22 protein-coding genes and 1 pseudogene are annotated in these 21,807 nt (G+C 52.6%); 13 read left to right on the top strand and 10 right to left on the bottom strand.

What is annotated here, in order from left to right:
• Positions 1-78 precede the first annotated feature (78 nt).
• Positions 79-396: a DUF1292 domain-containing protein gene (locus SD71_RS09675; protein WP_041062174.1), complete on the top strand. Its 318-nt coding sequence runs from the start codon at positions 79-81 to the stop codon at positions 394-396.
• Between the two features lie 560 nt (positions 397-956).
• Here SD71_RS09675 and SD71_RS09670 read toward each other — a convergent pair.
• Complete coding sequence (locus tag SD71_RS09670; protein ID WP_041062173.1) at positions 957-1,376, bottom strand: DUF1885 family protein; 420 nt, start codon at positions 1,374-1,376, stop codon at positions 957-959.
• Between the two features lie 136 nt (positions 1,377-1,512).
• Between SD71_RS09670 and SD71_RS09665 the strand changes: the two genes are divergently transcribed.
• Positions 1,513-1,803, top strand: a complete 291-nt coding sequence (locus SD71_RS09665; protein ID WP_041062172.1) for a DUF3055 domain-containing protein — start codon at positions 1,513-1,515, stop codon at positions 1,801-1,803.
• Between the two features lie 67 nt (positions 1,804-1,870).
• Here the strand turns inward: SD71_RS09665 and SD71_RS09660 are convergent, their stop codons facing one another.
• On the bottom strand, positions 1,871-3,343 hold the full coding sequence (locus SD71_RS09660; RefSeq protein WP_041062171.1) for an aminotransferase class I/II-fold pyridoxal phosphate-dependent enzyme: 1,473 nt from the start codon (positions 3,341-3,343) through the stop codon (positions 1,871-1,873).
• Positions 3,344-3,573: 230 nt separating this feature from the next.
• On the opposite strand from SD71_RS09660, the gene SD71_RS09655 reads away from it, so the two are divergent.
• Positions 3,574-4,746 (top strand): tetracycline resistance MFS efflux pump, encoded by a 1,173-nt coding sequence (locus SD71_RS09655; protein ID WP_041062170.1) that lies wholly within the window; start codon positions 3,574-3,576, stop codon positions 4,744-4,746.
• 55 nt (positions 4,747-4,801) lie between these two features.
• On the opposite strand, the pseudogene SD71_RS09650 reads toward SD71_RS09655, so the two are convergent.
• Positions 4,802-5,832 (bottom strand): annotated as a pseudogene (locus SD71_RS09650) (ABC transporter permease).
• Complete coding sequence (locus SD71_RS09645) at positions 5,829-6,584, bottom strand: ABC transporter ATP-binding protein (RefSeq protein ID WP_235427056.1); 756 nt, start codon at positions 6,582-6,584, stop codon at positions 5,829-5,831. The pseudogene SD71_RS09650 and the gene SD71_RS09645 overlap by 4 nt, the downstream one beginning before the upstream one ends.
• A gap of 286 nt (positions 6,585-6,870) precedes the next feature.
• Here SD71_RS09645 and SD71_RS09640 point away from each other — a divergent pair, with 286 nt between their 5' ends.
• Entirely contained in the window at positions 6,871-9,888 is a 3,018-nt protein-coding gene (locus SD71_RS09640) for an efflux RND transporter permease subunit (RefSeq protein WP_041062169.1), read from the top strand.
• Positions 9,889-10,023: 135 nt separating this feature from the next.
• Here the strand turns inward: SD71_RS09640 and SD71_RS09635 are convergent, their stop codons facing one another.
• From SD71_RS09635 to SD71_RS09625, 3 genes are read right to left on the bottom strand one after another with little or no spacing between them, the layout of a single operon-like run.
• Positions 10,024-10,671, bottom strand: a complete 648-nt coding sequence (locus SD71_RS09635) for a YktB family protein (RefSeq protein WP_041062168.1) — start codon at positions 10,669-10,671, stop codon at positions 10,024-10,026.
• A 19-nt stretch (positions 10,672-10,690) separates the two neighbouring features.
• Entirely contained in the window at positions 10,691-11,350 is a 660-nt protein-coding gene (locus SD71_RS09630; protein ID WP_041062167.1) for a response regulator transcription factor, read from the bottom strand.
• A gap of 4 nt (positions 11,351-11,354) precedes the next feature.
• A complete protein-coding gene (locus tag SD71_RS09625; protein WP_041062166.1) occupies positions 11,355-12,506 on the bottom strand; it encodes a sensor histidine kinase in 1,152 nt (383 codons plus the stop codon).
• Positions 12,507-12,665: 159 nt separating this feature from the next.
• Here SD71_RS09625 and SD71_RS09620 point away from each other — a divergent pair, with 159 nt between their 5' ends.
• The 5 genes from SD71_RS09620 (at position 12,666) to SD71_RS09605 (ending at position 16,683) form a co-directional block, all read left to right on the top strand.
• Positions 12,666-13,613, top strand: coding sequence for an ABC transporter ATP-binding protein (locus tag SD71_RS09620; protein ID WP_041062165.1), 948 nt, complete (start codon positions 12,666-12,668; stop codon positions 13,611-13,613).
• 33 nt (positions 13,614-13,646) lie between these two features.
• Positions 13,647-13,787, top strand: coding sequence for a hypothetical protein (locus SD71_RS23930; RefSeq protein ID WP_161793363.1), 141 nt, complete (start codon positions 13,647-13,649; stop codon positions 13,785-13,787).
• The gene (locus SD71_RS09615; protein ID WP_082034152.1) at positions 13,763-14,812 is read left to right on the top strand and encodes an ABC transporter permease; all 1,050 of its coding nucleotides are present in this window, start codon (positions 13,763-13,765) and stop codon (positions 14,810-14,812) included. Before SD71_RS23930 ends, SD71_RS09615 begins: the two co-directional genes overlap by 25 nt.
• Positions 14,812-15,966, top strand: a complete 1,155-nt coding sequence (locus SD71_RS09610) for an ABC transporter permease (protein ID WP_041062163.1) — start codon at positions 14,812-14,814, stop codon at positions 15,964-15,966. The genes SD71_RS09615 and SD71_RS09610 overlap by 1 nt, the downstream gene beginning before the upstream one ends.
• Before the next feature lie 117 nt (positions 15,967-16,083).
• Positions 16,084-16,683 carry a hypothetical protein gene (locus tag SD71_RS09605; protein WP_041062235.1) on the top strand — a complete coding sequence of 200 codons (600 nt, stop codon included), beginning with the start codon at positions 16,084-16,086 and terminating at the stop codon, positions 16,681-16,683.
• A 73-nt stretch (positions 16,684-16,756) separates the two neighbouring features.
• Here SD71_RS09605 and SD71_RS09600 read toward each other — a convergent pair whose 3' ends face one another.
• Entirely contained in the window at positions 16,757-17,290 is a 534-nt protein-coding gene (locus SD71_RS09600; protein WP_041062162.1) for a YceI family protein, read from the bottom strand.
• A 172-nt stretch (positions 17,291-17,462) separates the two neighbouring features.
• Here SD71_RS09600 and gndA point away from each other — a divergent pair, with 172 nt between their 5' ends.
• Positions 17,463-18,878 (top strand): NADP-dependent phosphogluconate dehydrogenase, encoded by a 1,416-nt coding sequence (gene gndA, locus SD71_RS09595; RefSeq protein ID WP_041062161.1) that lies wholly within the window; start codon positions 17,463-17,465, stop codon positions 18,876-18,878.
• Positions 18,879-18,892: 14 nt separating this feature from the next.
• Here gndA and SD71_RS09590 read toward each other — a convergent pair whose 3' ends face one another.
• The gene (locus tag SD71_RS09590) at positions 18,893-19,186 is read right to left on the bottom strand and encodes a hypothetical protein (RefSeq protein WP_152619402.1); all 294 of its coding nucleotides are present in this window, start codon (positions 19,184-19,186) and stop codon (positions 18,893-18,895) included.
• 111 nt (positions 19,187-19,297) lie between these two features.
• Complete coding sequence (locus SD71_RS09585; protein WP_041062160.1) at positions 19,298-19,606, bottom strand: rhodanese-like domain-containing protein; 309 nt, start codon at positions 19,604-19,606, stop codon at positions 19,298-19,300.
• An 84-nt stretch (positions 19,607-19,690) separates the two neighbouring features.
• Here SD71_RS09585 and SD71_RS09580 point away from each other — a divergent pair, with 84 nt between their 5' ends.
• The 3 genes from SD71_RS09580 to aroA are packed head-to-tail and all read left to right on the top strand — an operon-like array spanning position 19,691 to position 21,758.
• Positions 19,691-20,068, top strand: a complete 378-nt coding sequence (locus SD71_RS09580) for a fluoride efflux transporter FluC (protein WP_041062159.1) — start codon at positions 19,691-19,693, stop codon at positions 20,066-20,068.
• A complete protein-coding gene (locus SD71_RS09575) occupies positions 20,065-20,442 on the top strand; it encodes a fluoride efflux transporter FluC (protein WP_041062158.1) in 378 nt (125 codons plus the stop codon). Before SD71_RS09580 ends, SD71_RS09575 begins: the two co-directional genes overlap by 4 nt.
• Positions 20,443-20,465: 23 nt before the next feature.
• Positions 20,466-21,758 carry a 3-phosphoshikimate 1-carboxyvinyltransferase gene (gene aroA, locus SD71_RS09570; protein WP_041062157.1) on the top strand — a complete coding sequence of 431 codons (1,293 nt, stop codon included), beginning with the start codon at positions 20,466-20,468 and terminating at the stop codon, positions 21,756-21,758.
• Positions 21,759-21,807: the final 49 nt, after the last annotated feature.

Below are 21,807 nucleotides of genomic sequence, written 5' to 3'. Positions count from 1 at the left end.
TTGTCGTTTGACCCGTGATAGCGGAAAATGTTACGATACGTGGGAAGGAAAAATTAACCGATTGAACGGAGGTTCGCCATGAGCGATCATGTCCACGACCCGAACAGCGAACATGACCACGACCACGACCACGACCACGATGAGGAAGCGGTATTCGTCGTAACTGACGAAGATGGTAACGAACACGAGATGGTGCTGGTTTACACATTTGAAACCGGCGATCGCGCGTACGCCGTTCTGCTCGACCGCAACGATCCTGAGGACGACGGCGTCATTTTCCGTATAGAGGAAGAGGGCGACGACGAAGTTCTGGTCAACATTGAAGATGATCAAGAATGGGAACAGGTAATGAAAGTATACGAGGAACTGGCCGCCAAAGAAAACGGCAACGCGTAACAGAGTCGGCACTCGTGTCAATAGTGAAAAAGGCTGCCCGCCACGTCCTTATGGACAAGACGTGCGGCCTTTTACTATTGAGCCGGATGTATCGAGAGGCGCGGATCGAGATAGTGTAAAAAATGTACTAACGGATGGTTTGAGCAGGCATGTTGGGTCGAGTTAGTATAAAAAATGTACTAACGGAAGGCTTGAGCAGGCATGTTGGGTCGAGATAGTATGAAAAGTGTACTAACGGAGGGCTAGAGCAGGCATGTTGGGTCTGGATAGTATGAAAAGTGTACCAACGGAAGGCTCGAGAAGCTGCGAATGGCCGAGATAACCGGTAAATCCGGTTATCTGGAACTGTGATAAATTGTCTGGGCAGATAGTTGAAGGGGGAAGTGTCTCCTGGAGGAGCGAAGCGTTTCCCTTTAAAATAGTGAAATCACCATTAATATCTGATCAAATTTCACGATTTTAACAGGAACCGGAAGGAGATACTTTCACCGCAAACTTTTTCTGCCCAGATAAAATACATCCCAACTATAAAGGCCGCCCCAACTGGGACAGCCGTAAAGTTACTTTCGTGGATTGTAGTAAATCGTTCGTCCGTTGAACATTTTGACGCGGGCTTGCAGCCTTTTACCGATCCACTTGCAGAGCTCGTTGGCTTTGGCCTTGTCTCCATGTGTGGACCCTTCGGGCAGCACAACTTGTATGTAGGGTACGGTGGCGCCCTCTTCCTCTAGTTTGCCTGTACCGAATACGATATGCCGGTAGAGCGGGTCACTGCCTTTCAAATAGAACCATTGATCGTTCGCTTCAGGCTTCGTTTCAATGCCGTAGGGGAAAGCGGCTTCGGCGTAATCCCAACCCAGCTGTCGCCCGGTCAACGTCACTTGATCCCGATAATGGTGTAACTGCTCTTTAACACCTTCCAGATCGATATCCGACAAAGTCGAACCTTGCATAAGAGATATGAAAGCGCTTTGACTCATTCCGGTTCCACCCCCACGCACATGATAGCATTTCCTTCTTGCCTTGGCAACGTTTGCCGTATTGCTGGGTACAAGATTGCCATGTTAAAATATACATAATATTCTAAAAATTCAATGTGTTGGGGAGGGAACGCAAATGTTAGATAACCTCTACGATCTCGTTGAATCTTCCAACGTCAACTTTGTCGGCTGTATATCGGAAGCAAGCCGTTATGATTTTGCCATCGTTTATACCAATCATTTCTTCGGCAAACCGCTCGTAGTATGTATGCAGACGGGACGCTCAACGCTGTTATGCGCACATGATCTGACAGATAACGAACTTCTTCGTTCCCGCTTTCAGGTATCTGATGATCAAGCGCTGAATGAGCTGAGGAGCTTGTTAAGCAACCGGCTACCAACGATAGAATCGCATGAACAGTATTAAGCAATCACGCGATAATGAACAAAGGGTCTGTTCCCGGACAAATCGGGAGCAGACCCTTGTGCTTTGCTTATGAAATCGCGGTTTCCTCCAGGATCACCTTCACGTTCGTGATCGTCCGGTCTTCCGGACCTTTGACGGGCAATCCCACTTCCAGATGATCCACGATATAATCGATGTTTTCTTGAGAGATGACCTCTCCCGGAAGCACAATCGGTATACCCGGCGGATACACGTAGATGAATTCCGCGATGATGCGGCCAGCCGATTCCCTGAAAGGAATGAGCTCGGTTTCACCATAGAAAGCGTCGCGCGGCGTTAATGCCAGGTGAGGGATTTCCGGAATTTTAACGTCAACCTCGACAATTTTTCTGTTGTTGCTGTGGTACGCCTCCGACATTGCACGCAAAGCGTTCAACAACGTCGAGATATTCTGTTCATTATCCCCGGGGGTGATCAGACAGAGAATGTTATACATATCGCTGAGCTCAACTTCGATATTATAATGCTCACGCAGCCAATTCTCCGCGTCGTACCCGCTGATGCCGAGATGGCGCACATGAATGGTCAGCTTGGTGGAATCGTAACTGTACGTCGCCTCTTCTCCAAGAATCTCGTCACCGAAGCAATACAGATCGGGAATCTCATTGATCGCCGCCCGGGCCCGGTTGGCCATCTCAATGGCCCGCTCCGCCAACTCCTTCCCATGAAGCGCCAATCTGCGGCGGGCCGTATCCAGGGAAGCGAGCAGAGGGTACGATGTTGAGGTGGTCGTGATCATGCTGAGGATGGTCTGAACCCGATGCGCGCTTACCAGTCCGGTCTTGATGTTCAAGATCGAGCTTTGCGTCATGGAGCCGCCCAGTTTATGTATGCTGGTGGCGGACATGTCGGCCCCGGCTTGCATCGCGGAAAGCGGAAGTTGATCGGAAAAATGAATCAATGCGCCGTGCGCCTCATCGACCAGCACCGGAACATCGTACTCATGCACCAGGTCGACGATTTCCTTGAGGTTGGCGCAAATACCGAAGTAAGTCGGATTGATGATGAACACCGCGGATGCGTCCGGATGCCTTTCCAATGCGCGGCGGACGGATTGAGTCGTAACCCCGTGGTCGATTCCCAGGTTGGTGTCGCGCTGCGGCGAAAGAAATACAGGACGAGCGCCGGCGAAAATAATGGCGGACAGCACGGACTTGTGCACGTTGCGCGGAACGATGATCTTATCGCCTTGACCGCATACGGATAAAATCATGGTCATAATGGCGGTGCTTGTTCCTTGTACGGAAAAGTAGGTGGCATCCGCGCCGAAAGCTTCCGCTGCCAGCTTCTGCGCTTGCGCGATGACACCGACAGGTTGATGCAAATCATCGAGAGGAGCGATATTGATCAGGTCGATGTTAAGCACGTTAGTACCGACATAATCGCGGAATTCGGGGTCCATGCCGGCCCCTTTTTTATGTCCGGGTATATGGAATTGTACCGGGTTTTTCTCCGCGTGGCGGCGAAGTGCGTCGAATAAAGGTGTTTGCGTTTGATCCAAGTCGTTCCCTGCCTTTCCATACGATCATCTAACGAGATACCTGTTGTCCAAACAGGATGAGTATATCAAAAACAGGGGGGAAATCAACAGGAGCGGTCGGCAAGCGGAACTTGTCACATAAACGTCATCGCATTCCATTTGGAAGGCAGTGAACTGTATGCTACCATCTTCTATATACAGGCTTATGAAAGATGGGAAATTTTTGTCCCTGACAGAGGAGAGAATCTGCTTTGAAAAGCAAACTGGTTATCGTCGGTATTATGCTTTTTACGATCTTCATCGGCTTCGGGATCATTATTCCCGTATTACCCCAATTGGTATCGGATGTCAGCGATAACGCGGCGAATTGGCACACCGGGGCAATGCTCGCCGTCTATTCTCTGATGTCGTTCCTGCTTAGTCCGGTGTGGGGAGGCTTGTCCGAAAGAATCGGCCGCAGACCGGTTATTATGATAGGAGTTTTGGGCTTCAGCATCAGTTTTCTATTGTTCGGGTTATCCGGCGAAAGTCTCGCGATCATGTACGCATCCCGGATCCTGGGAGGATTGTTCTCCGGAGCTGTCGTTTCCTGTATTGTCGCGTATGTCGCCGACATTACGACGGAGGAACAGCGGACGAAAGGCATGGCTGTCGTGGGCATGAGCATCGGACTGGGCTTCACATTCGGTCCGGGATTCGGAGGCTTGCTCAGCGAAATTTCGCATCATATGCCTTTCTTTGCGGCTGCCGCGCTTTCATTTATCGTTTTTGTCGCCGCCTGGCTGAAGCTGCCGGAATCACTTCCGCCGGAAAAACGGGCCGTAAAAAATCAGGGCAAACGAGCTTCCCGTTGGACAGCTTTTCAAGGCCCGCTTAAATTCCTCTATGTCCTGGCGTTTTTCGTCACTTTCTCGCTGGCCATATTGGAGGCCACTTTACAGTTATTCGGCATGAAACAGTTCAACGTGACGCCTTTGCAGATCGGCATGATGTTCTTCTTCTGCGGGTTGGCGGGAGCGCTTGTCCAGGGCGGTATTGTAAGGAGACGCGTGAAAAAAGGGGAAGAAACCCGTTATATCGCGATTGGTCTACTCATCTCGGCGGCGGGCTTCTTCCTGCTGCTGACTGCGAACAGTTGGCTGATGGCTACGGTCTACTTGTGCGTGTTCGGTATCGGCAACTCACTGATTAAGCCTTGCGTAACGTCCCTGATCACACAGAAGACGACGGTGGGGCAGGGAATCGCATCCGGCCTCAGCTCCTCAATGGACAGCTTGGGGCGGATTATCGGGCCGCTTCTCGGCGCTGCGCTGCTAGCTGCCGCGGATTGGCTGCCGTTCGTCGTATCGGGATTGCTCTCCATTGCCGCGCTAGGGCTGCTGGCGGAATTCCGAAGTCAGGACCACGGTAAAGTTCAAGCCTAGATCTATAAAAAGTAACCTCCGGTCAGCCTGTGAAGGCGCCGGAGGTTTTTTGCGTTCAAATACGGCGATGCTTGCGAAGCGCTTTAACGTTAAGTGTCGCGAATAGAAGCGAGAAACCGAGCAAGGCCAGCGCATCGACCCAAATGCGATCCCAGCCGTCTCCCCGCAGCATGATTCCCCTCAGCGCATCGGCGCCGTAATACAGCGGCAGGAACCGGCCGAGCGTCTGAAGCCATTCCGGCATCGATTGCAGATCGATTAAACCGCAGAAAAAGATTTGCGGCACGACGACCAACGGAATGAACTGAAACATCTGAAATTCGTTCTGCGCATACGCCGACATCAGCGTGCCGAGCGTGAGCGCGGTTACCGCCAGCAGAAGATTCATCAGCAGAACGAGAAAGATGGATCCCTCTAACGCAATGCCGAGTACGCTTGTTGCGTACCAAGCGATGAGCGTTGCCTGCAGCAGAGTAAACAGCCCGAAGCCGAGCAAATATCCGGCAACGACTTCCCAGCGGCGCAGCGGGGTGGACAGCAGCTTTTGCAGCGTTCCGGTCGTCCGTTCACGCAAGAAAGAAACACCGGCGATCAGGAAGACGAAGAAGAAAGAGAAAAATCCAACTAGAACCGATCCAAAATAATCGAAAGTATCCATGTCCCTGATCCGTGCATGTACGATATTTCCGGCTTAGGAATGACGGATCCTTCGGGAACCAGATTTTGCAGAGCCTTTTGCGCTGCAGCCATTACATTTCCGCTTGTGGAGGGATCGCTGCCTTCGAGCACGATCTCCGGCTGCATGCCATTCAGAGAGATCACCGCGTCGAGCTCGGCATCGGCCATCGCATCCATGGCGGCAGGCTTGTCTTGGAAAGGCATGATTTCCGCACCTGCATCTGCGAGAGCAGTGACCACAGGAGGGGGAAGCGCGACCGCTCCGATCCGGGGCGCCACTGCCTGCCCTTCGAACACCAATTTCATTAGGGTTAGAACGAGGAGAGGCGCCAGCAGCATAAGAGCGAGTGTCCTTCGGTCACGCAGGAATTGCCGCAGGATGCGCAAAGCCAGAGCGCGAATTCTCATGCTTGACCACCTCCATACGCCACGAAAGCATCTTCCATCGTTTCGGAGCCCGAATCCATTTTCAGCTGCGCCGGCGTTCCGAGAGCGATAACCTTTCCGTCCCGTATCATCGCCAGACGATCGCATTTTTCCGCTTCATCCATCACATGCGTGGTCACGAGTATCGTCACTCCCTTTTCACGCAGCACGTCAAGCTCTTTCCAGACCGATTTGCGGAGAACCGGATCGATGCCGACCGTCGGTTCGTCCAGAATAAGCACCTCAGGATGATGTGTAAGCGCGGTGGCCAGCGAAAGGCGCCTCTTCATGCCGCCGGAAAATTCGTGCACCGGCTTTTTAAGATCGTCGGTCAGCTTGACCAGCTCTGCCGCCTCGCCGATCCGCTCTTTAAGCAGATGTCCGCGCAGCCCGTACAACGATGAGAAGAATTGAAGATTCTCCATCGCCGACAACTCCCCGTACAGAGCATCCGACTGCGCCATATAGCCGATTCGGCTTAAAATCCCAAGCTTCGGCATCTGCTCGCCAAGCACGGAGATGGAGCCGCTTCCAGGCTCGTCGAGCCCGGTGATTAGGCGCACCAGCGTCGTTTTTCCGGAACCGGAGGGACCGAGAAGCCCGAAAATTTCGCCCCGCTTCACATCCAGCGATACGTCGTTTAACACCACTTTTTTACCGAACGCTTTCGTTACTTGCTTCACTTCAATGCATTTACCAGACTCGGACAAGGACATATCGTTCACTCCCGACATAAGGGTGACTCCACGTTTCATGCTAACACATTGGTTGAATCTGTAAATGACTTTCGTCATTCAAGCATATGACCGACGAAGTTACTTCCGGCACCTGCATGGGATTTCATTAGGTCCTACAATGGCATTATCAACCAGCTGCCTGCGGGATCGCGTTAAAGACTTACGCCGGACTCAACATCCGTCTTAAGTCGGGGTTGAAGTCCAGTCTGCAGCCGTTTACGGGCCGAGGTGTGCAGCAGGTATGCTGAGATTAGAAAATAATGGATTGGAAGGGGAACCACACGTGAAATCTTTTATTCAAGGAGCGTTCCGCAACAAAGCAGCCATGATCCTCCTGATCGTCATGGTGCTCGGACTCGGAGTTTTCAGTTATTTCAAGCTTCCGATGGAGTTTCTGCCTGAAGCGGATAATCCGCAAATCACCGTATCCGTCATCGGACCGGGCTATGATTCTTCCTCGATGGAACAGTCGGTTACGAATCCGTTGGAGCAATCGCTGGCCGCCGTCAAAGGAAAAACGAACACTTTCTCCACTTCCGGAGACGGCTTCACGCAAATTAATATGAATTTCGATTCCAAGACGGATATGAAGGAAGCCAAAGCCGAGGTCGAGCGCGCAGTGGACTCCGTCCAGCTGCCGGAGCGTGTGTCGCCGGCTTATGTCGTGCAATTCAATACATCTATGATCCCGATTTCGTGGGTTACTCTGACTTACGATGACGGTGTTACGGATGCCCGGAAAGATAAGATCGCACAGCGCGTATATGATGAATTCAGGTCGATCGACGGTGTTGGGCAAGTCCAGTTGTCCGGTAAACCGCAGCCCCAAGTGAGCATCGTTCCTGACGCCGGGAAGCTGACAGCGAAAGGTGTCCCGCTGCAAGCACTGTACGGAGTACTTCAAGGACGGAGCGCCTCCGCGTCGGTCGGCGAAACGATCGTGAACGGGCAGAACGTCAATTTGAATGTATCCGCAGGCATTGAAGATGTGGAGACGCTTGCCAAGCTGCCCGTGGCTCAAGGGGTGACCCTGGGCGATGTTGCCGAAGTCAAGTACCTGGACAACACGGAGAGCATTAACCGGATCGACGGCAAAGATGCGCTCATGCTGGTCATCTCCAAAGGAGCCAATTCCAATGGGGTGAAAGTCGGCCAAGGCGTGGAGAAAGCGATCGATACATTAAACGCGGAGTTTAAAGAGTCGAACGTTCGGGTGATGCTCAGTACATCCGCGGACGTGCAGCATTCAGTGAACAGCATGATGAGGGAGGTACTGCTGGGCGCATTGTTCGCGACAATCGTCATTCTCCTTTTCATGCGCAACGTACGCGCCACGCTGGTGACGATCGTGTCGATTCCGCTTTCGCTCGCGATGACGTTGTATTTGCTTGATATGTCCGGGATCACGCTTAACATCCTCACGCTGGGCGGCATCGCGGTGGCCGTCGGACGTCTCGTCGACGACAGCATCGTGGTCATCGAGAATATTTTCCGCCGCCTTCAAAAGGAGTCTTTCTCCAGAGATCTCATTATCGATGCGACAAGAGAAGTTGCGAGAGCCATTACGGCATCAACGCTGACTACCGTCGCCGTATTCCTGCCGATGGGGCTGCTGCAAGGCGGGACACAAGCATTCCTGCTTCCATTTGCGCTAACCGTCACATACTCGCTTCTCTCTTCACTGCTCGTCGCTTTGACGGTAATTCCGCTCATGAGCGCCGGTGTGCTCAAAACTACCATCATCAAAGAGCATCAGCCGTCACACAAATTCACCGGATTCCTGGAGTGGAATCTGCGCCACAAATGGCTGCCGATAACCGTTGCATTCGTTCTTCTCGTGGGATCGATCGGCACGTACTTGTCGATGCCTAAAGGGGCGATCGATTCTTCCAGCGCTTCAAATTTGACGGTAACAATGGAGTACAAATCGGATACGCCGGTTGAAGAGGTGCTCGAAAACGGCAAGAAGCTTGAAGCGTTCCTAATGAAACAAGAAGCTCAAGACTGGGTCAACATGTCCATGGGTAACAGCGCAGATGCCGCGCAATTCGGAGGCGTCGTCGTATCACCGACACTCGTCAGCTATATGGTTCAGGTGAAAAAAGGCGCGGATGCGGAAGAAATTATTAAAGTCGTGCAATCCGAACGCCCTAATTACCCGGGTGCAAGCTTAAACGCAGGCAAGTCCAACTTCATCGGCGGCGGCAACGGAACCCAAATATACGTCGATGTAATCGGTGACGATCCGCAGCAACTCGCGGCAACGGCTGATGAAGTCATTGTAAAAATCAAGCCGATCAAGGATGTCCTCAAGGTGGAGAGCAATCAGCAGCAGAAGAAGACGGTATACACGCTGCAAGTCGATACGGCGGATGCCAAAGGCGCAGACATCGCCGCGCAGCTGCAGGGTATGCTTAATCCTGTACCTATCGGTACCGTTAATGCCGGCGGACAGTCAGCGCCGGTGACGATAGAACCGGTATTGAAACCTCAATCCGAGTCGGAGCTTTCGGCTCTGACCATCATGACCGAGCAAGGACCGAAGCCGGTATCCAGCGTGGCCAAGTGGGTGAAAGAAGAGAAATCGACGACGGTCTTCCACAAAGACGGCACAAGCTATGTTCGCGTTTCCGCTGTCGTGGATCCCGCTCAACTGTCGATTGTCGGAGCTGAAATTTCCAAGCAGCTCCAAGACGTGAAACCGCCTGAAGGTGTCAAGCTGTTTGTCGGCGGAGCATCGGCCGATCAAATGTCGGAGTTGACCGATTTGTTCATGATGATGATCGTATCCATCGGCATCGTGTATTTGATCATGGTAGTCACCTTCAAAACGCTGCGAGCACCGCTTGCGATTATGGCATCCATCCTGTTCGTGCCGATCGGCGCCGTACTCGGTTTGCTTATCTCGGGCGTCAACCCGGACTTTACTGCAATATTCGGGGTCGTCATGCTGATCGGTGTCGTCGTGACAAATGCGATAGTGCTCATTGACAGGGTCATTCAGAACGAGACAACGATGACGATTCGCGAAGCCTTATTGGAGGCCGCCGGCACACGGATGCGCCCGATTCTGATGACCGCGATCGCTACGGTGTGCGCCATGCTGCCGCTGGTGTTCGGCACAACGGAAAGCGGCAGCATCGTATCGCAAAGCCTGGCCATCGTCGTCATCGGCGGGCTGATCGTCTCAACGCTGCTCACTCTTGTCATTGTTCCATGTATCTATGAACTGTTGTTCTTCCGCAAATCCGCCCGCCAGCGTAAAGCGGCAACAGCCGCCAATCGCGGAGTCGCGGCGTAAATGACAATCAGGCGGTCGAGACTCTCTCGACCGCCTCATTTTTTTAACGGGCCTGTGGCCCGCTGCTGCAAAATATTGCTTTGTCCAGCCATGCTACCACATATAACGGTCCTCAGGCCCGTTATCCTCCTCTGTTCATGCAAAGCCCATACGGTAAAGCGGCAGCAATGTGGCGAATACCTCTTGCGCGCGCTTGACAAAGGCTTCGCCGTCAGCGAGCAGCGGGTCGCCGCGGCTGATGTGAATGCCGCATGTCAGCTCGGACGCTTTCACGGTTTGCAGGCGGTTGAACAGCTCCGCCAACTCCGCATCCGACATGTCCCGGTGCACCATTCCCGTCGGCACCATATGGTCCTTCGACCAGATGTAATGAGCAGGAACCGACTTCTTGATGGACTCGAGTTCAGCCAATGCCCGCTCGGCAAAAATATTCTTGTTCGCGGATTCGTAGATGATCGCGAACTGGATGAACACATGTGTGGACCAGAGTCCGATCTGAAAATGGGGGTGCGCTTTGTATCCGCGTTTGTTGTTCGCATAAGCGACCCAAGTGTCGTTCGGCGGATTAACCGTGCGCCGCGCGTGTCTGGCTACATGGGCGAACATTTCTTCCCCGCATAAATCCCCGAGATAGCCGGACAGCATGTCCCCGAGCAAGTTGAGCTTGGGGCGGACTCTCTCGATTAATGCCTCCATGCGAGGCTCAAGCCCCTCGATCTCGAACACCTCGAAATCACGCTTTGCAAAACCCGTGAATGGAACTGTTGCAGCTGTTGTGTTCATGTCTGTGGTCTCCCGGCAGTTAATTTTTCAAATAAAAAATGGCGATTTGGGTCCGGTCGCGAAGCGCGAGTTTTCCCAAAATTTCCGATATGTAATTTTTGACGGTTCCTTCGCTCAAGAACAGCATGCCCGCAATTTCCTTGTTCGAATTGCCGTCGGCAATTAGCCGGACGATTTGCTGCTCAGCGGGTGTCAATCCATACCGCGCAAGATCCTTCTCCGCATGTGAGGGAGCTGCAACCGAACCGTCCTGCTCGCGAGGCACTAACAAGCCGGCCAGCTTTCGCGCTATTTCCGGATGAATCAGATGATTGCCTTCATAGACGGATTTAATGCCGGAAATAATCCGCGCAGGAGGGACATTTTTCAGTAAATATCCGTTCGCTCCGAAGCGAATGGCCTGCACGATATATTCATCATCGTCGAAGGTGGTCAAGATCAGCACGGAAGGCGAGTTGGCCAGAGCTTTGATTTTCCTTGTTCCTTCCACGCCGTCGCACTCCGGCATTCGGATATCCATAAGCACGACGTCAATTTCCGGATGTGTGCTCACGAACCGATAGGCCTGTTCACCGTTTCCGCACACTTCGACAACATGCAGCTCCGGGTCCAATTCAAGTATCACTTTCAAGCTTTCTCGAATGAACGGATCGTCATCCACTATCAATACCTGAATCAATTGATCATTCTCCTCCCGCAGCGCGGCGGCTTTCTACCTGATACGGAATAATCGTTGTTATGCTGAAACAAGGCTCCGACGACAACAACAATTTTCCGCCCAGCATCGTAATTCTCTCTTCCATTCCCCGCAGCCCCAAACCATAGGCAGACTCGGCAGGAATCGTCCCATTGTTGGCTACGCTCATCCGTACGCTATGCGGCTCGAAGCAAAGCTCAATGTTAACAGCGGTTGCGGCCCCATGCCGGACAGCATTCGTGATCGCCTCCTGGGCGTTGCGGTATAGAACGTACTCGACGCTTGGGTACAACGGCACTGGTCGTCCGGTCATCTCAAGCTTCACTTCGATCTGCAGATCCCGGCCGGCGTCCTCAATGAGCCGGTGCAGCGCGTACCGCCGCTGGCTGCTTTCTTCTGGCGGCTTAAGCTTTCGAACGGTGCTGCGCATGTTATTCATGCTTTCTTCCATTTGTCCGCGCACCTGCTCGAGCATCTGACGGGCTTTGTCCGGTTCACGGTCGAGCAGCTGCAGAACAGCCTCAGTCATCATTTTTACGCGGATAAGCCGATGTCCCAAATCGTCATGCAGCTCGGTCGCTATACGGCCGCGTTCCTCCACCTGGGCATAATCCTCGACGGTTTGCGCAAATTCCTGAATGCGTCCGCGTTCTTCCAGCAGCCGTTCATTTCGCAGGGAGGCCGCCTCATACACAGCTTCGAGATCTTCTTTTTTTCGCTCCGATATGTACATAGCCGATAACATTAACGTTAGCGCAAGCCAGATTAAATTGACGATCCACAGCGAACGGATGTCTTGCTCAGGTGCGATTACATTGACCGCGACAAGAGAGATCAAAGCCATTACCGCTAAAGCCGGAATCTGCCGGAAATGCATGAAAGCCGAGATCAAAGCGGCATATACCAAAAAAAACAGCAGACCGCCGTAATAGGAGCCAAGCCATCCGAAACCTATCATTTCCAAAGGCAGCAATAGATAAGAGGCGTTTGGCATGAGCTCAGCAATCCGCACGACCAGCAACGCCAGCAGTATGTAACCGACATAGACAGCCGGGGATTTAATCTCTGTGACGTACATCGTGGCAATGGCGGGCAGCAGGATGAGCAAATGCTGGATCCAGCCCAGCAGAGGCCTCATGAATGTTCCTCCCGGACGGCGTAATGGAATCATTATATCACTAGGAAAATGACTTTTGTCATCCTGTTTCCTATCCGATTTGATGACTTCGGTTACCTGCCGCTGACGCGGATGATCGTTTACAATGAATCTAGAAACGTGAGGAAGGGGCTTACCCGAATGGCCGCTTTGGTGGAATTCAAAAATGTCGTGAAAAAATATGAAACTAAAATCAGTGTAAACCAATTGTCACTTACGATTGAGCAGGGGGAAATATTCGGCCTGTTAGGGCCGAACGGAGCAGGCAAAACCACGACCATCCACCTGCTGTCCGGATTGCTTCCCCATAACAGCGGAGAAATCTACCTGGAAGGATTTTCAGTGGCTGCCCACCCGCTAGAGGTCAAACGGCGGATCGGTCTTGTCCCCCAAGAGATTGCAATATATGAGAATTTGTCTGCCAGAGAAAATGTTACTTTTTTCGCTAGACTGTATGGTTTGCGGGGCAGCGTGCTGCAGGAGAGGGTAGAGGAGGCGCTTGAGTTCACAGGCTTGCAGAAATTTGCCAAAGACAAGCCGCTTACTTTTTCCGGAGGCATGAAAAGAAGATTAAACATCGCTTGCGCCATTACGCACCGCCCGAAGCTGCTCATTATGGATGAACCTACCGTCGGTATCGATCCTCAGTCACGTAATCATATTTTGGAGTCGGTTAAAAAGCTGAACGTGATGGGATCAACGATTATTTATACGAGCCACTACATGGAAGAAGTCGAAGCGATCAGCACCAGAATCGGGATTATGGACCAGGGCCGCCTCATTGCCTGCGGAACGAAGGACGATCTGATCCGGCACGCAGGGCTTAAAGAAAGATTGATGCTTCAGAGCAGCCGGCTGTCCGACGAAGCGGCGGAAGAGATTCGCAACCATCCCCGCGTAACCTTCTTTCAACGGAGAGAAGGCGGAATGTTGGAAATCGAGCTGCAGGAATCGCAATCGTATCTTCAGGACATTCTGTTCATTTTGAGCAAACACGGACTGGCGCTGCAGAAGCTGACCCGGGTCGAGCCGGATCTGGAAAGCCTGTTTTTGACGCTAACCGGCCGCACGCTGCGGGATGGAGCCTAGAATCTAGTTCACGAGGATGAAAGGAAGGTTTCCATGAGAGTCGGTCTTCTAATGGCAGTGAGCGAAGTGATTAAGCTGAGCCGGACCAGGTCTGCAATGCTGATGCTGTTCGTGCTTCCGCTGCTCCTTATCTTTATACTGGGCAACGCCTGGATCAGAATATTAAACCGGTAAAAGTCTCTCTATACATCGGTGACACGGGAGAGCTGGGTCAGGCGATGCAGGTCTTCCTGGCTTCGGAACCCGTAAAGCAGCGCCTTGTACTGCGCATGTCTGACAGCGATGAAGCGTTACAGGAGGATTTGCGGTCAGGCAGAGCGGATTACGGATTTTCCATGCCGCCGGATTTCTCGGAACAAGTCCGTTCGGGTAAAGGTGAGCTGAATGCTTATCCCGGCCGAATGGTGGAACGCAATTTGACGGCGGAAGCGGTCATTAACGGATTTGTACAAGAAATCAAAATACGCCAATCGGCGGCGATCGTGACAATGGGAAAGGCCGCATCGGCCCAAAGTCCGGATCTAAGTTCCGCACACACAGGTGTCTCGCCATCCATGGTTCATGTAGGAACGCTGGCTGCCGGCGGTAACGTTGTATTCGGCCACGTATCGTCACTTCAGTATTATTCGGTTGCCTATTTGATCATGTTCTTGCTGTTCTCCGGGATGTCAGCCGCCATCAGCTTAACGGAGGAACGGGAAAAAGGAACCCTGCAGCGCTTATACGCAATGCCTGTGTCCATGAACGCGATCGTGTTCGGAAAGCTGGCGGGAATATTGGCGATCGCCTTTATTCAAGCGGCATTCATCGTGACCTTCACTAAGGTGATTTATGGCGTGGATTGGGGAACCGATTATGGAGGAATTGCGTTAATCTGCCTCCTGACTTCCATAGCAGCCGTCTGCCTGGCTGTGATCATCGCGTCCTTCGTGCGCAGCCGCAAAGCGGTCGAGTTGATTTACAGCATGTTGGTTGTCATGATGACTTTTTTCAGCGGCGGGATGGTTGCCGGCCTTGGTCAAACCGTGCAGGACATCGGCAAATTCTCCATCAATCACTGGGCGAACGAAGCCCTGCGCCAGATGATGTCCGAGGGCAGCCTCTCCGGTCAGTGGCAAGCGGTATTGACATTAGGCGCGATTGCAGCCGGTCTGGTATGGATATCGGCATTCCGTTTCCGAAAGGCGGTAGAAGTCTGATGAGCAGTTTATTACTCGCACAACTCATAGTCCGCAGAACGATCGGCACTCGGAGGGGCTTCCTTCTCTTCATTTTGCTGCCTATCGTCGTCATTTCAGCCATTATCGGCATATTCGGGAAAGCCGTAGAACAACAAGCGCATATCGCGGTATGGAACGGAGATACGGGATCACTGGGACAATCTGTCGTTCGGTCCATTCAATCCGTAGACCTGTACCAAGTCGTTCCGGCGGGACAAGATGAGTCTTCTCAACAAGCGTTGAAGGACGCTGTATCTGAAGGCAGGAGAGACGCAGCGGTATACATTCCGGCAAACTTCAGCGATAAGCTGCTGGCAGGGGAAAGACCGGTTATCGAGATGTACAGAAAAAATGAGCAGCTATGGAATGCGTCCCTTCAGCTTACCCTTCAGGAGGAAACCGATCGGCTCGCACGGACGGTACAGATGGCGGCAGCAGGCGGGGACAAGATCGCGAAGGGGCAGCTTGTTCAGCAGCTGCTTGATCAACAGAACAATGGCGGTATTAACGTAACACGCACTTCTGTCACTCTGCCCTCCGACAACACATACGTGCTTGTCATCGGAATGATGCTGATGTTTTTGATGTTCTTATCCAACCAATCCATCTATGGTGTTATGGAAGACCGGCAGAATCGCACCATGGCCCGTATGTTTGCGGCTCCGGTCCGCTCGTGGGAAATCGCGCTCGGTAACTTTCTGGGATGTGTCATGCTCGGAACGCTTCAGTTGGTGCTGATTCTGCTTGCCACACGTTATGTGATCGGTTTTGATTTTGGTGTGCCGTTCGGCACGCTGCTGCTCATTATGGAGAGCTTCCTGCTCGCCGCTGTAGGCATCTCATCCGCAGTTGCCGGCTTGCTGCGGGACAGCTCCCAGCTCGGCAATATCAACAATCTCGTCGTCGTGCCGACTTGTATGTTGGGCGGATGTTTCTGGCCGGCGAGCATGATGCCTGAGTTCATGCAGAAGCTGTCCAACTTTACACCGCAGAAGTGGGCCATCTATGCGATCGAACAATCCTCAACAGGAGCTGCGCTGCAGGGTCTCGCTTTACCTGTCGGGATTCTCTTGCTTTTTGCGGCAGTACTGCTGGCTTTTGGTTCATATACTCTTCAAACGGCTAAAAATTAGTCAAGAAACCAAGTTGCCACAACATAGGATGGAGTATAAGATAGAAGTAAGACAAAATTGTCAGACAATTCGGTCAATAACTCAAGCCATGCGATTCACGCAGGAGGGGGGATGGCCGTGAACCGCAGTCATGAAGTGGAGTATTGCAACCTGGAGCTTCGCTTTGATCGCCGTCAAATTCAGAATTTGATACGTGAGCTGATTCAAGAAGGGTATTCTTTGTACTGGAACGAGAGTGAGCACCAATTTATCGTATCCGTACGTACCGGACGGAAGCTGCTGAAGCTGCGTTTTCAGCGCGTGCAGAGCCGCTACAAGATGGTGGGAGATTACCTGATCAAAGATGAGAAACTGGCTCACTGGATCGAGAAGCTCATCAACGATTCCCGCGGGCACGCCATTGTCAAAAGGTTCCGAGACCGTCAAGTGCTAGTTATTGAGAACATTATGTTCGGCGAAATTATCCGTCTCGTGGAGGTGTCCGGCATGGAACATCGAATTATATTTCAGAAGCGGCCACAGATAACGGTAGAAGATATGGTTCAAGCGTTCAAGTCCAAACGAGCCGAGCAGCGGGCGGCAGTCCTCCGTCTTGAAATCGATTACGAGCTGGCCGTTCTTCATGAGGCGCTTGAACAAGGACTGACCGATATAGTGGAGCAATGCAAACAGAAGCTCGGCGGCATGCGCAAGGAAATGTTACTGCTGGAGATGTGACAGGGGTGTCATATGAAAAAAAGCATCCTTCCGTAATGGAAGGGATGCTTTTTTTTGCGCTTCAAGCAGTGAATTAAGCCTTTGCGAATTGCAGCTCGATTTGCAGCTTGATTGCGTCGCCGACCAGGATGCCGCCGGTTTCAAGCGCAGCGTTCCAGGTCAGGCCGAATTCGGAGCGGTTAAGCGTACCGTTTGCGGAAACGCCCATTTTTTCATTGCCCCAAGGATCTTTTGCAGGACCGGAGATCTCCGCTTGCAGTGTAACGGGTTTGGTCACGCCTGCAATGGTGAGGTCACCTGTCAGTTCATAATCTTCGCCGCCTTTGGAGACAAGCTTCGTGCTTTTAAATACGATATTCGGGTGCTGTTCAACATTGAAAAAGTCAGGAGATTTCAGGTGACCGTCGCGGCCTGCGTCTTTCGTGTCTACGCTGCTTGCATCGATGGTGATCGTTGCATTAGCTGTGCCTGCAATGTTATCCGTGTCTGCGGTGACTTGCGCTTCAAAGTCGTTGAAGCTGCCGCGAACGTTCGTAATCATCATGTGTCGTACGCTGAAATTGATCAAGCTGTGTGATTTGTCTAATTGCCAGTTGCTGACTGCCATAATTATCATCTCCCTTTATTATTTCTAGTTACTATTAAATAATAAGTAAATCAAAATTGCAAGCATTAATATTGGTCATTTTTGCCGGGGGCAACTGAAGGTTTGATTCTGGGGGTAAAAAGAGTACAATATGCGTATTGTGAAAATTTTGTATTAAAGGATGAAGAAAACCATGTCTAATGCAAACATCGGCGTCGTCGGCTTGGCCGTCATGGGACGCAACCTTGCTTTGAACATCGAAAGCCGCGGATATACCGTTGCAGTGTACAATCGCTCGCGCGAGAAGACTGAAGATTTGCTCAACACGGACGGCAAGGGCAAGAACCTGGTGCCTGCTTTTTCCGTTGAAGAGTTCGTAAATTCGCTTGAAAAGCCCCGCAAAATCCTGATCATGGTTCAGGCAGGTGCCGGAACAGATGCAACGATTGAATCGCTGATTCCGCATCTCGATCAAGGGGATATCATTATCGATGGAGGTAACGCCTACTTCCCGGATACGGAACGCCGCAGCCGCGATTTGACCGCGAAGGGCTTTAACTTTATCGGAACGGGCGTATCGGGCGGCGAAGAAGGCGCGCTGAAAGGGCCCGCAATCATGCCGGGCGGACCGGAGGAAGCTTATCGTCTGGTGGAGCCGATTCTTACCGGCATTTCCGCGAAAGTTAACGGCGACCCATGTTGTACTTACATAGGGCCGGGCGGCGCAGGCCATTATGTGAAGATGGTTCACAACGGAATCGAATACGGCGACATGCAGCTGATCTGCGAAGCTTACCAGCTGCTCAAAGATGTAGTCGGATTGTCTACCGATGAGCTTCACGATATTTTCACCGAATGGAACAAAGGGGAGCTAGACAGCTACCTCATTGAGATTACCAAGGATATTTTCGCAGAGAAAGATCCCGAAACCGGCAAGCCGATGGTCGAAGTCATTCTTGACGCCGCAGGGCAAAAAGGCACGGGCAAATGGACAAGCCAAAGCGCACTCGATCTGGGCGTTCCGCTTTCCATCATTACCGAGTCGGTATTCTCACGGTTCCTGTCTGCGATGAAAGACGAGCGTGTTGCTGCGAGCAAAGTGCTCAAAGGGCCGCAAAAGAGCGAATTCCAAGGCGACAAAAAAGCTTTCATCGAGAGTGTCCGCAAAGCGCTGTTCGCCAGCAAAATTTGTTCCTATGCGCAAGGCTTCGCGCAAATGCGCGCGGCATCCGAAGAGTACGGCTGGAACTTGCGTTACGGCGACATCGCGATGATTTTCCGCGGCGGCTGCATCATCCGGGCGCGCTTCCTGCAAAACATCAAAGACGCCTATGACCGCGACCCGCAGCTGCGCAATCTGCTGCTGGACGAGTACTTCCAAGGCGTCGTCGAATCGTATCAGGGCGCATGGCGTGAAGTCGTCACCACCGCTGTCTCGTATGGCGTGCCGGTACCTTCATTTGCCAGCGCAATCGCTTATTACGACAGCTACCGGTCGGAACGCCTGCCGGCGAATCTGCTGCAAGCGCAGCGCGATTACTTCGGCGCTCATACGTTCAAGCGTGTGGACAAGGAAGGAACGTTCCACCACAACTGGCTGAATTCGTAATCTGAGCTTGGCGTTCAGAGGTTCTGATGCTCCGGAATCAGCTGCCGCAGCATCGTGCGGAAACACGCCGTTTCAGGGCCGTAAGGCACTTGCCGATGCAGCAGAATCAATGACATATCCGCAAAACAAGCAAAATGCTCAAGCAACTGTGGCCGATCAAGCCCCGACCATTCGGGAGCTCCATCGGCCACTTTCTGTTTGATGAAGTCCAGCACCCACAGCACGTCTTCGCGGCGGGGCGGGTAGGACGGATCCAGCAGCCGGCGGAGATGATCGTTTGCCGGAGGGGAAATATTTTTAGATTCCAAGGACATTCATCACCTTTGGATGGAGGTAAGTACACTATCAAACTTACGGAAATACCCGGCGATTTATACCTCGGGAGCGATATGATATGATAGAAAAAAAGTACAGCCTCCTTATTCGGGAAGCTGTACCCATGCCATCATGCCGCCGATCATGTTGGTAACACCCTTATAGCCGAGGGATGACAGGTATTGACACACTTGATCGCTGCGGTGGCTGCTTCGGCAGATGAAGATCACTTCTTCATCTTGCGGAATTTCGTCGAGGCGTGCCGGTATTTCACCCATCCTCAGGTGCACGGCGCCCGGTATCATCCCATATGCTACTTCTTCGGGCTCACGAACGTCGATCAGGTTCAGTTTCTCACCTGCGTCCAGCCTTGCTTTTAACTCTTCAACGGTAATCGTTGCGTGTGAGCTCATATCAAGAACATCCTTTCAAGCGCAATATAAGTTCATCATATGTAAACGCGCATCAGGCTGTCAAATGGAGGATCGGAGAAAGCGATGAGAGTGGTGTTCGGTATCGCGATTGCCGGATTTCTCGGTGCCGTGAGTCGTTATGAGATTAGCTTGTTGGTTCCCTCGGCAGGCGAGGCTGCGTTTCCTTGGGCAACTCTTATCGTAAACTTGTCAGGCTCCTTTCTGCTGGGTGCGCTGTTCGGAGTCGTCAGCCGCCGGTCCATGCCGGCTTGGCTCGTGGAATCGGTCGGGACGGGTTTTCTGGGATCGTTCACAACTTTCAGCGCATTTAACGGGCAGCTCTGGGAGCTATGCCAGCATCGGGCCTATCTCGGTGCAGCTGCCTACGTGCTTCTCAGCGGGTTAGGCGGATGGCTGTTGGCTTCCGCAGGACTGGCTTACGGAAGGGGCAAGCACTCATGAGCGTATGGTTGTTTGCACTTGTCGGTGCGGGCGGCACTATTGGTTCTCTGGTGCGTTATGGAGCAGGCCGCTGGGTTACGGGCAAAGGAAAGGCTTCATTTTATGGAACGCTTATCGTTAATCTTGCCGGCTCATTTGCCATGGGAATGCTGATCGGATTGGGTCTGGAGTCCGTTCATCGTGCTGAGTATGCTTTCTTTGGAATTGGTGTATTGGGAGGATTAACGACTTACTCTACATTAAATGTGCAAAAAGCAACGATGTGGCAGGAAGGAAAACGGCGCACTCTAGCATTTTATATTGGAGCCACCTACCTGGGAGGTTGGATATTGACCGCCGCCGGAGTGGGATTAGGCTATTTATTATCTACATAGGAACACAGGGAGCGTGCTTACACATGGACATCATCGTTACGCCGACAGGACGGCTTCAGGGCGAAATTCAAGCGTTGTCTTCTAAAAATTACACCACCCGCTATCTGCTCGTCGCCGCGCTTACCGAAGGCACCAGCACCATTTTGTATCCGGCCCATAGTGAAGACGGCGAAGCGATGCGCCGCTGCATCCGCGATTTAGGCGCTGTGGTGGAAGAGGATGAGGAGAAAATCGTCATCACGGGCTTCGGCCGCAACCCTCGTCCTGTCAAGGAGCTGGATGTCGGGAATGCCGGAGCGGTGCTGCGCTTCCTTATGTCCGTTGCGGCATTGCTGGATGAAGTTACTTTTGTGAATACATATCCGCAATCTTTGGGCAAACGCCCGCACGATGACTTGATTACCGCACTGCAAAGCATGGGAGTCCGGATCGAGCATCAGAACGGACGTCTGCCGATGACGATTCGCGGGGGGAGCCCCCGGGGCGGTAAGATCCAGGTGTCCGGCAGCGTGAGCTCACAGTTTTTGAGTTCGCTGTTGTTTGTGACGCCTCTGCTGGATGAGGACAGCGAGATCGAAGTGCTCCATGACCTGAAATCCAAAGTCGTCATCGGACAGACGCTGGAAGTGCTCGCGCAAGCCGGCATCGTTGTCGAAGCCTCCGAGGACTTGATGCATTACCGGATTCCCGGACGGCAGAAATATAAAGCGCAAACGTACACGGTTCAGGGAGACTATCCGGGTTCGGCGGCCATTCTCGCGGCAGCATCGGTAACGGAATCCGACGTCGTCGTCCATCGCTTGATGGAGCACAGCAAGCAGGGTGAACGCGCGGTTGTGGATGTCCTGCGCGCAATGAACGTGCCGCTTACGCATGAGAACGGAATCGTTCATGTGAAAGGCAACGCGCGGCTCATAGCCGGAGAGTTCGACGGCGACGAGTTCACCGACGGTGTGTTGGCGATGGTCGCCGCCGCGGTATTCGCGGAGGGAACGTCCCGCTTCTATAATGTTGAGAACTTGCGCTACAAGGAATGCGACCGCATCACGGATTATTTGACGGAGCTGCGCAAAGCCGGCGCGAATGTCGAAGAGAAGCAAGACGAGATCATCGTCCACGGCCGGCCCGATGGCGTGGAAGGCGGCGTTGAGATTGACGCCCACTTCGACCATCGCGTGATCATGGCGCTCACTGTGGTCGGCCTGCGCGCCAAGCAGCCCATCCGCATCAAGGACGCCCACCACGTAGCCAAATCATACCCGCAATACTTCGACCACCTGATGTCCCTCGGCGCAAATGTGCAGTGGGTGGAGTAGTGGTGTAAGGCGGCTCAGCCGCCTTACAGGTGAGTGCCACCTGTGAAAT

The organism is Cohnella kolymensis (genome assembly GCF_000829465.1).
Taxonomy (GTDB): Bacteria; Bacillota; Bacilli; order Paenibacillales; family Paenibacillaceae; genus Cohnella; species Cohnella kolymensis.
This window is presented reverse-complemented; position numbering and strand designations above follow the sequence as displayed.

Excerpts from the sequence above, each read along its gene's own strand:
- SD71_RS09575 (WP_041062158.1), top strand. The coding sequence starts at position 20,065 with ATGAGCGTATGGTTGTTTGCACTTGTCGGTGCGGGCGGCACTATTGGT.
- SD71_RS23930 (WP_161793363.1), top strand. The coding sequence starts at position 13,647 with ATGAGAGTCGGTCTTCTAATGGCAGTGAGCGAAGTGATTAAGCTGAGC.
- SD71_RS09635 (WP_041062168.1), bottom strand. The coding sequence starts at position 10,671 with ATGAACACAACAGCTGCAACAGTTCCATTCACGGGTTTTGCAAAGCGT.
- aroA (WP_041062157.1), top strand. The coding sequence starts at position 20,466 with ATGGACATCATCGTTACGCCGACAGGACGGCTTCAGGGCGAAATTCAA.
- SD71_RS09585 (WP_041062160.1), bottom strand. The coding sequence starts at position 19,606 with ATGAGCTCACACGCAACGATTACCGTTGAAGAGTTAAAAGCAAGGCTG.
- SD71_RS09645 (WP_235427056.1), bottom strand. The coding sequence starts at position 6,584 with ATGTCGGGAGTGAACGATATGTCCTTGTCCGAGTCTGGTAAATGCATT.
- SD71_RS09665 (WP_041062172.1), top strand. The coding sequence starts at position 1,513 with ATGTTAGATAACCTCTACGATCTCGTTGAATCTTCCAACGTCAACTTT.
- SD71_RS09610 (WP_041062163.1), top strand. The coding sequence starts at position 14,812 with ATGAGCAGTTTATTACTCGCACAACTCATAGTCCGCAGAACGATCGGC.
- SD71_RS09675 (WP_041062174.1), top strand. The coding sequence starts at position 79 with ATGAGCGATCATGTCCACGACCCGAACAGCGAACATGACCACGACCAC.
- SD71_RS09600 (WP_041062162.1), bottom strand. The coding sequence starts at position 17,290 with ATGGCAGTCAGCAACTGGCAATTAGACAAATCACACAGCTTGATCAAT.
- SD71_RS09670 (WP_041062173.1), bottom strand. The coding sequence starts at position 1,376 with ATGAGTCAAAGCGCTTTCATATCTCTTATGCAAGGTTCGACTTTGTCG.
- SD71_RS09620 (WP_041062165.1), top strand. The coding sequence starts at position 12,666 with ATGGCCGCTTTGGTGGAATTCAAAAATGTCGTGAAAAAATATGAAACT.
- gndA (WP_041062161.1), top strand. The coding sequence starts at position 17,463 with ATGTCTAATGCAAACATCGGCGTCGTCGGCTTGGCCGTCATGGGACGC.
- SD71_RS09580 (WP_041062159.1), top strand. The coding sequence starts at position 19,691 with ATGAGAGTGGTGTTCGGTATCGCGATTGCCGGATTTCTCGGTGCCGTG.
- SD71_RS09625 (WP_041062166.1), bottom strand. The coding sequence starts at position 12,506 with ATGAGGCCTCTGCTGGGCTGGATCCAGCATTTGCTCATCCTGCTGCCC.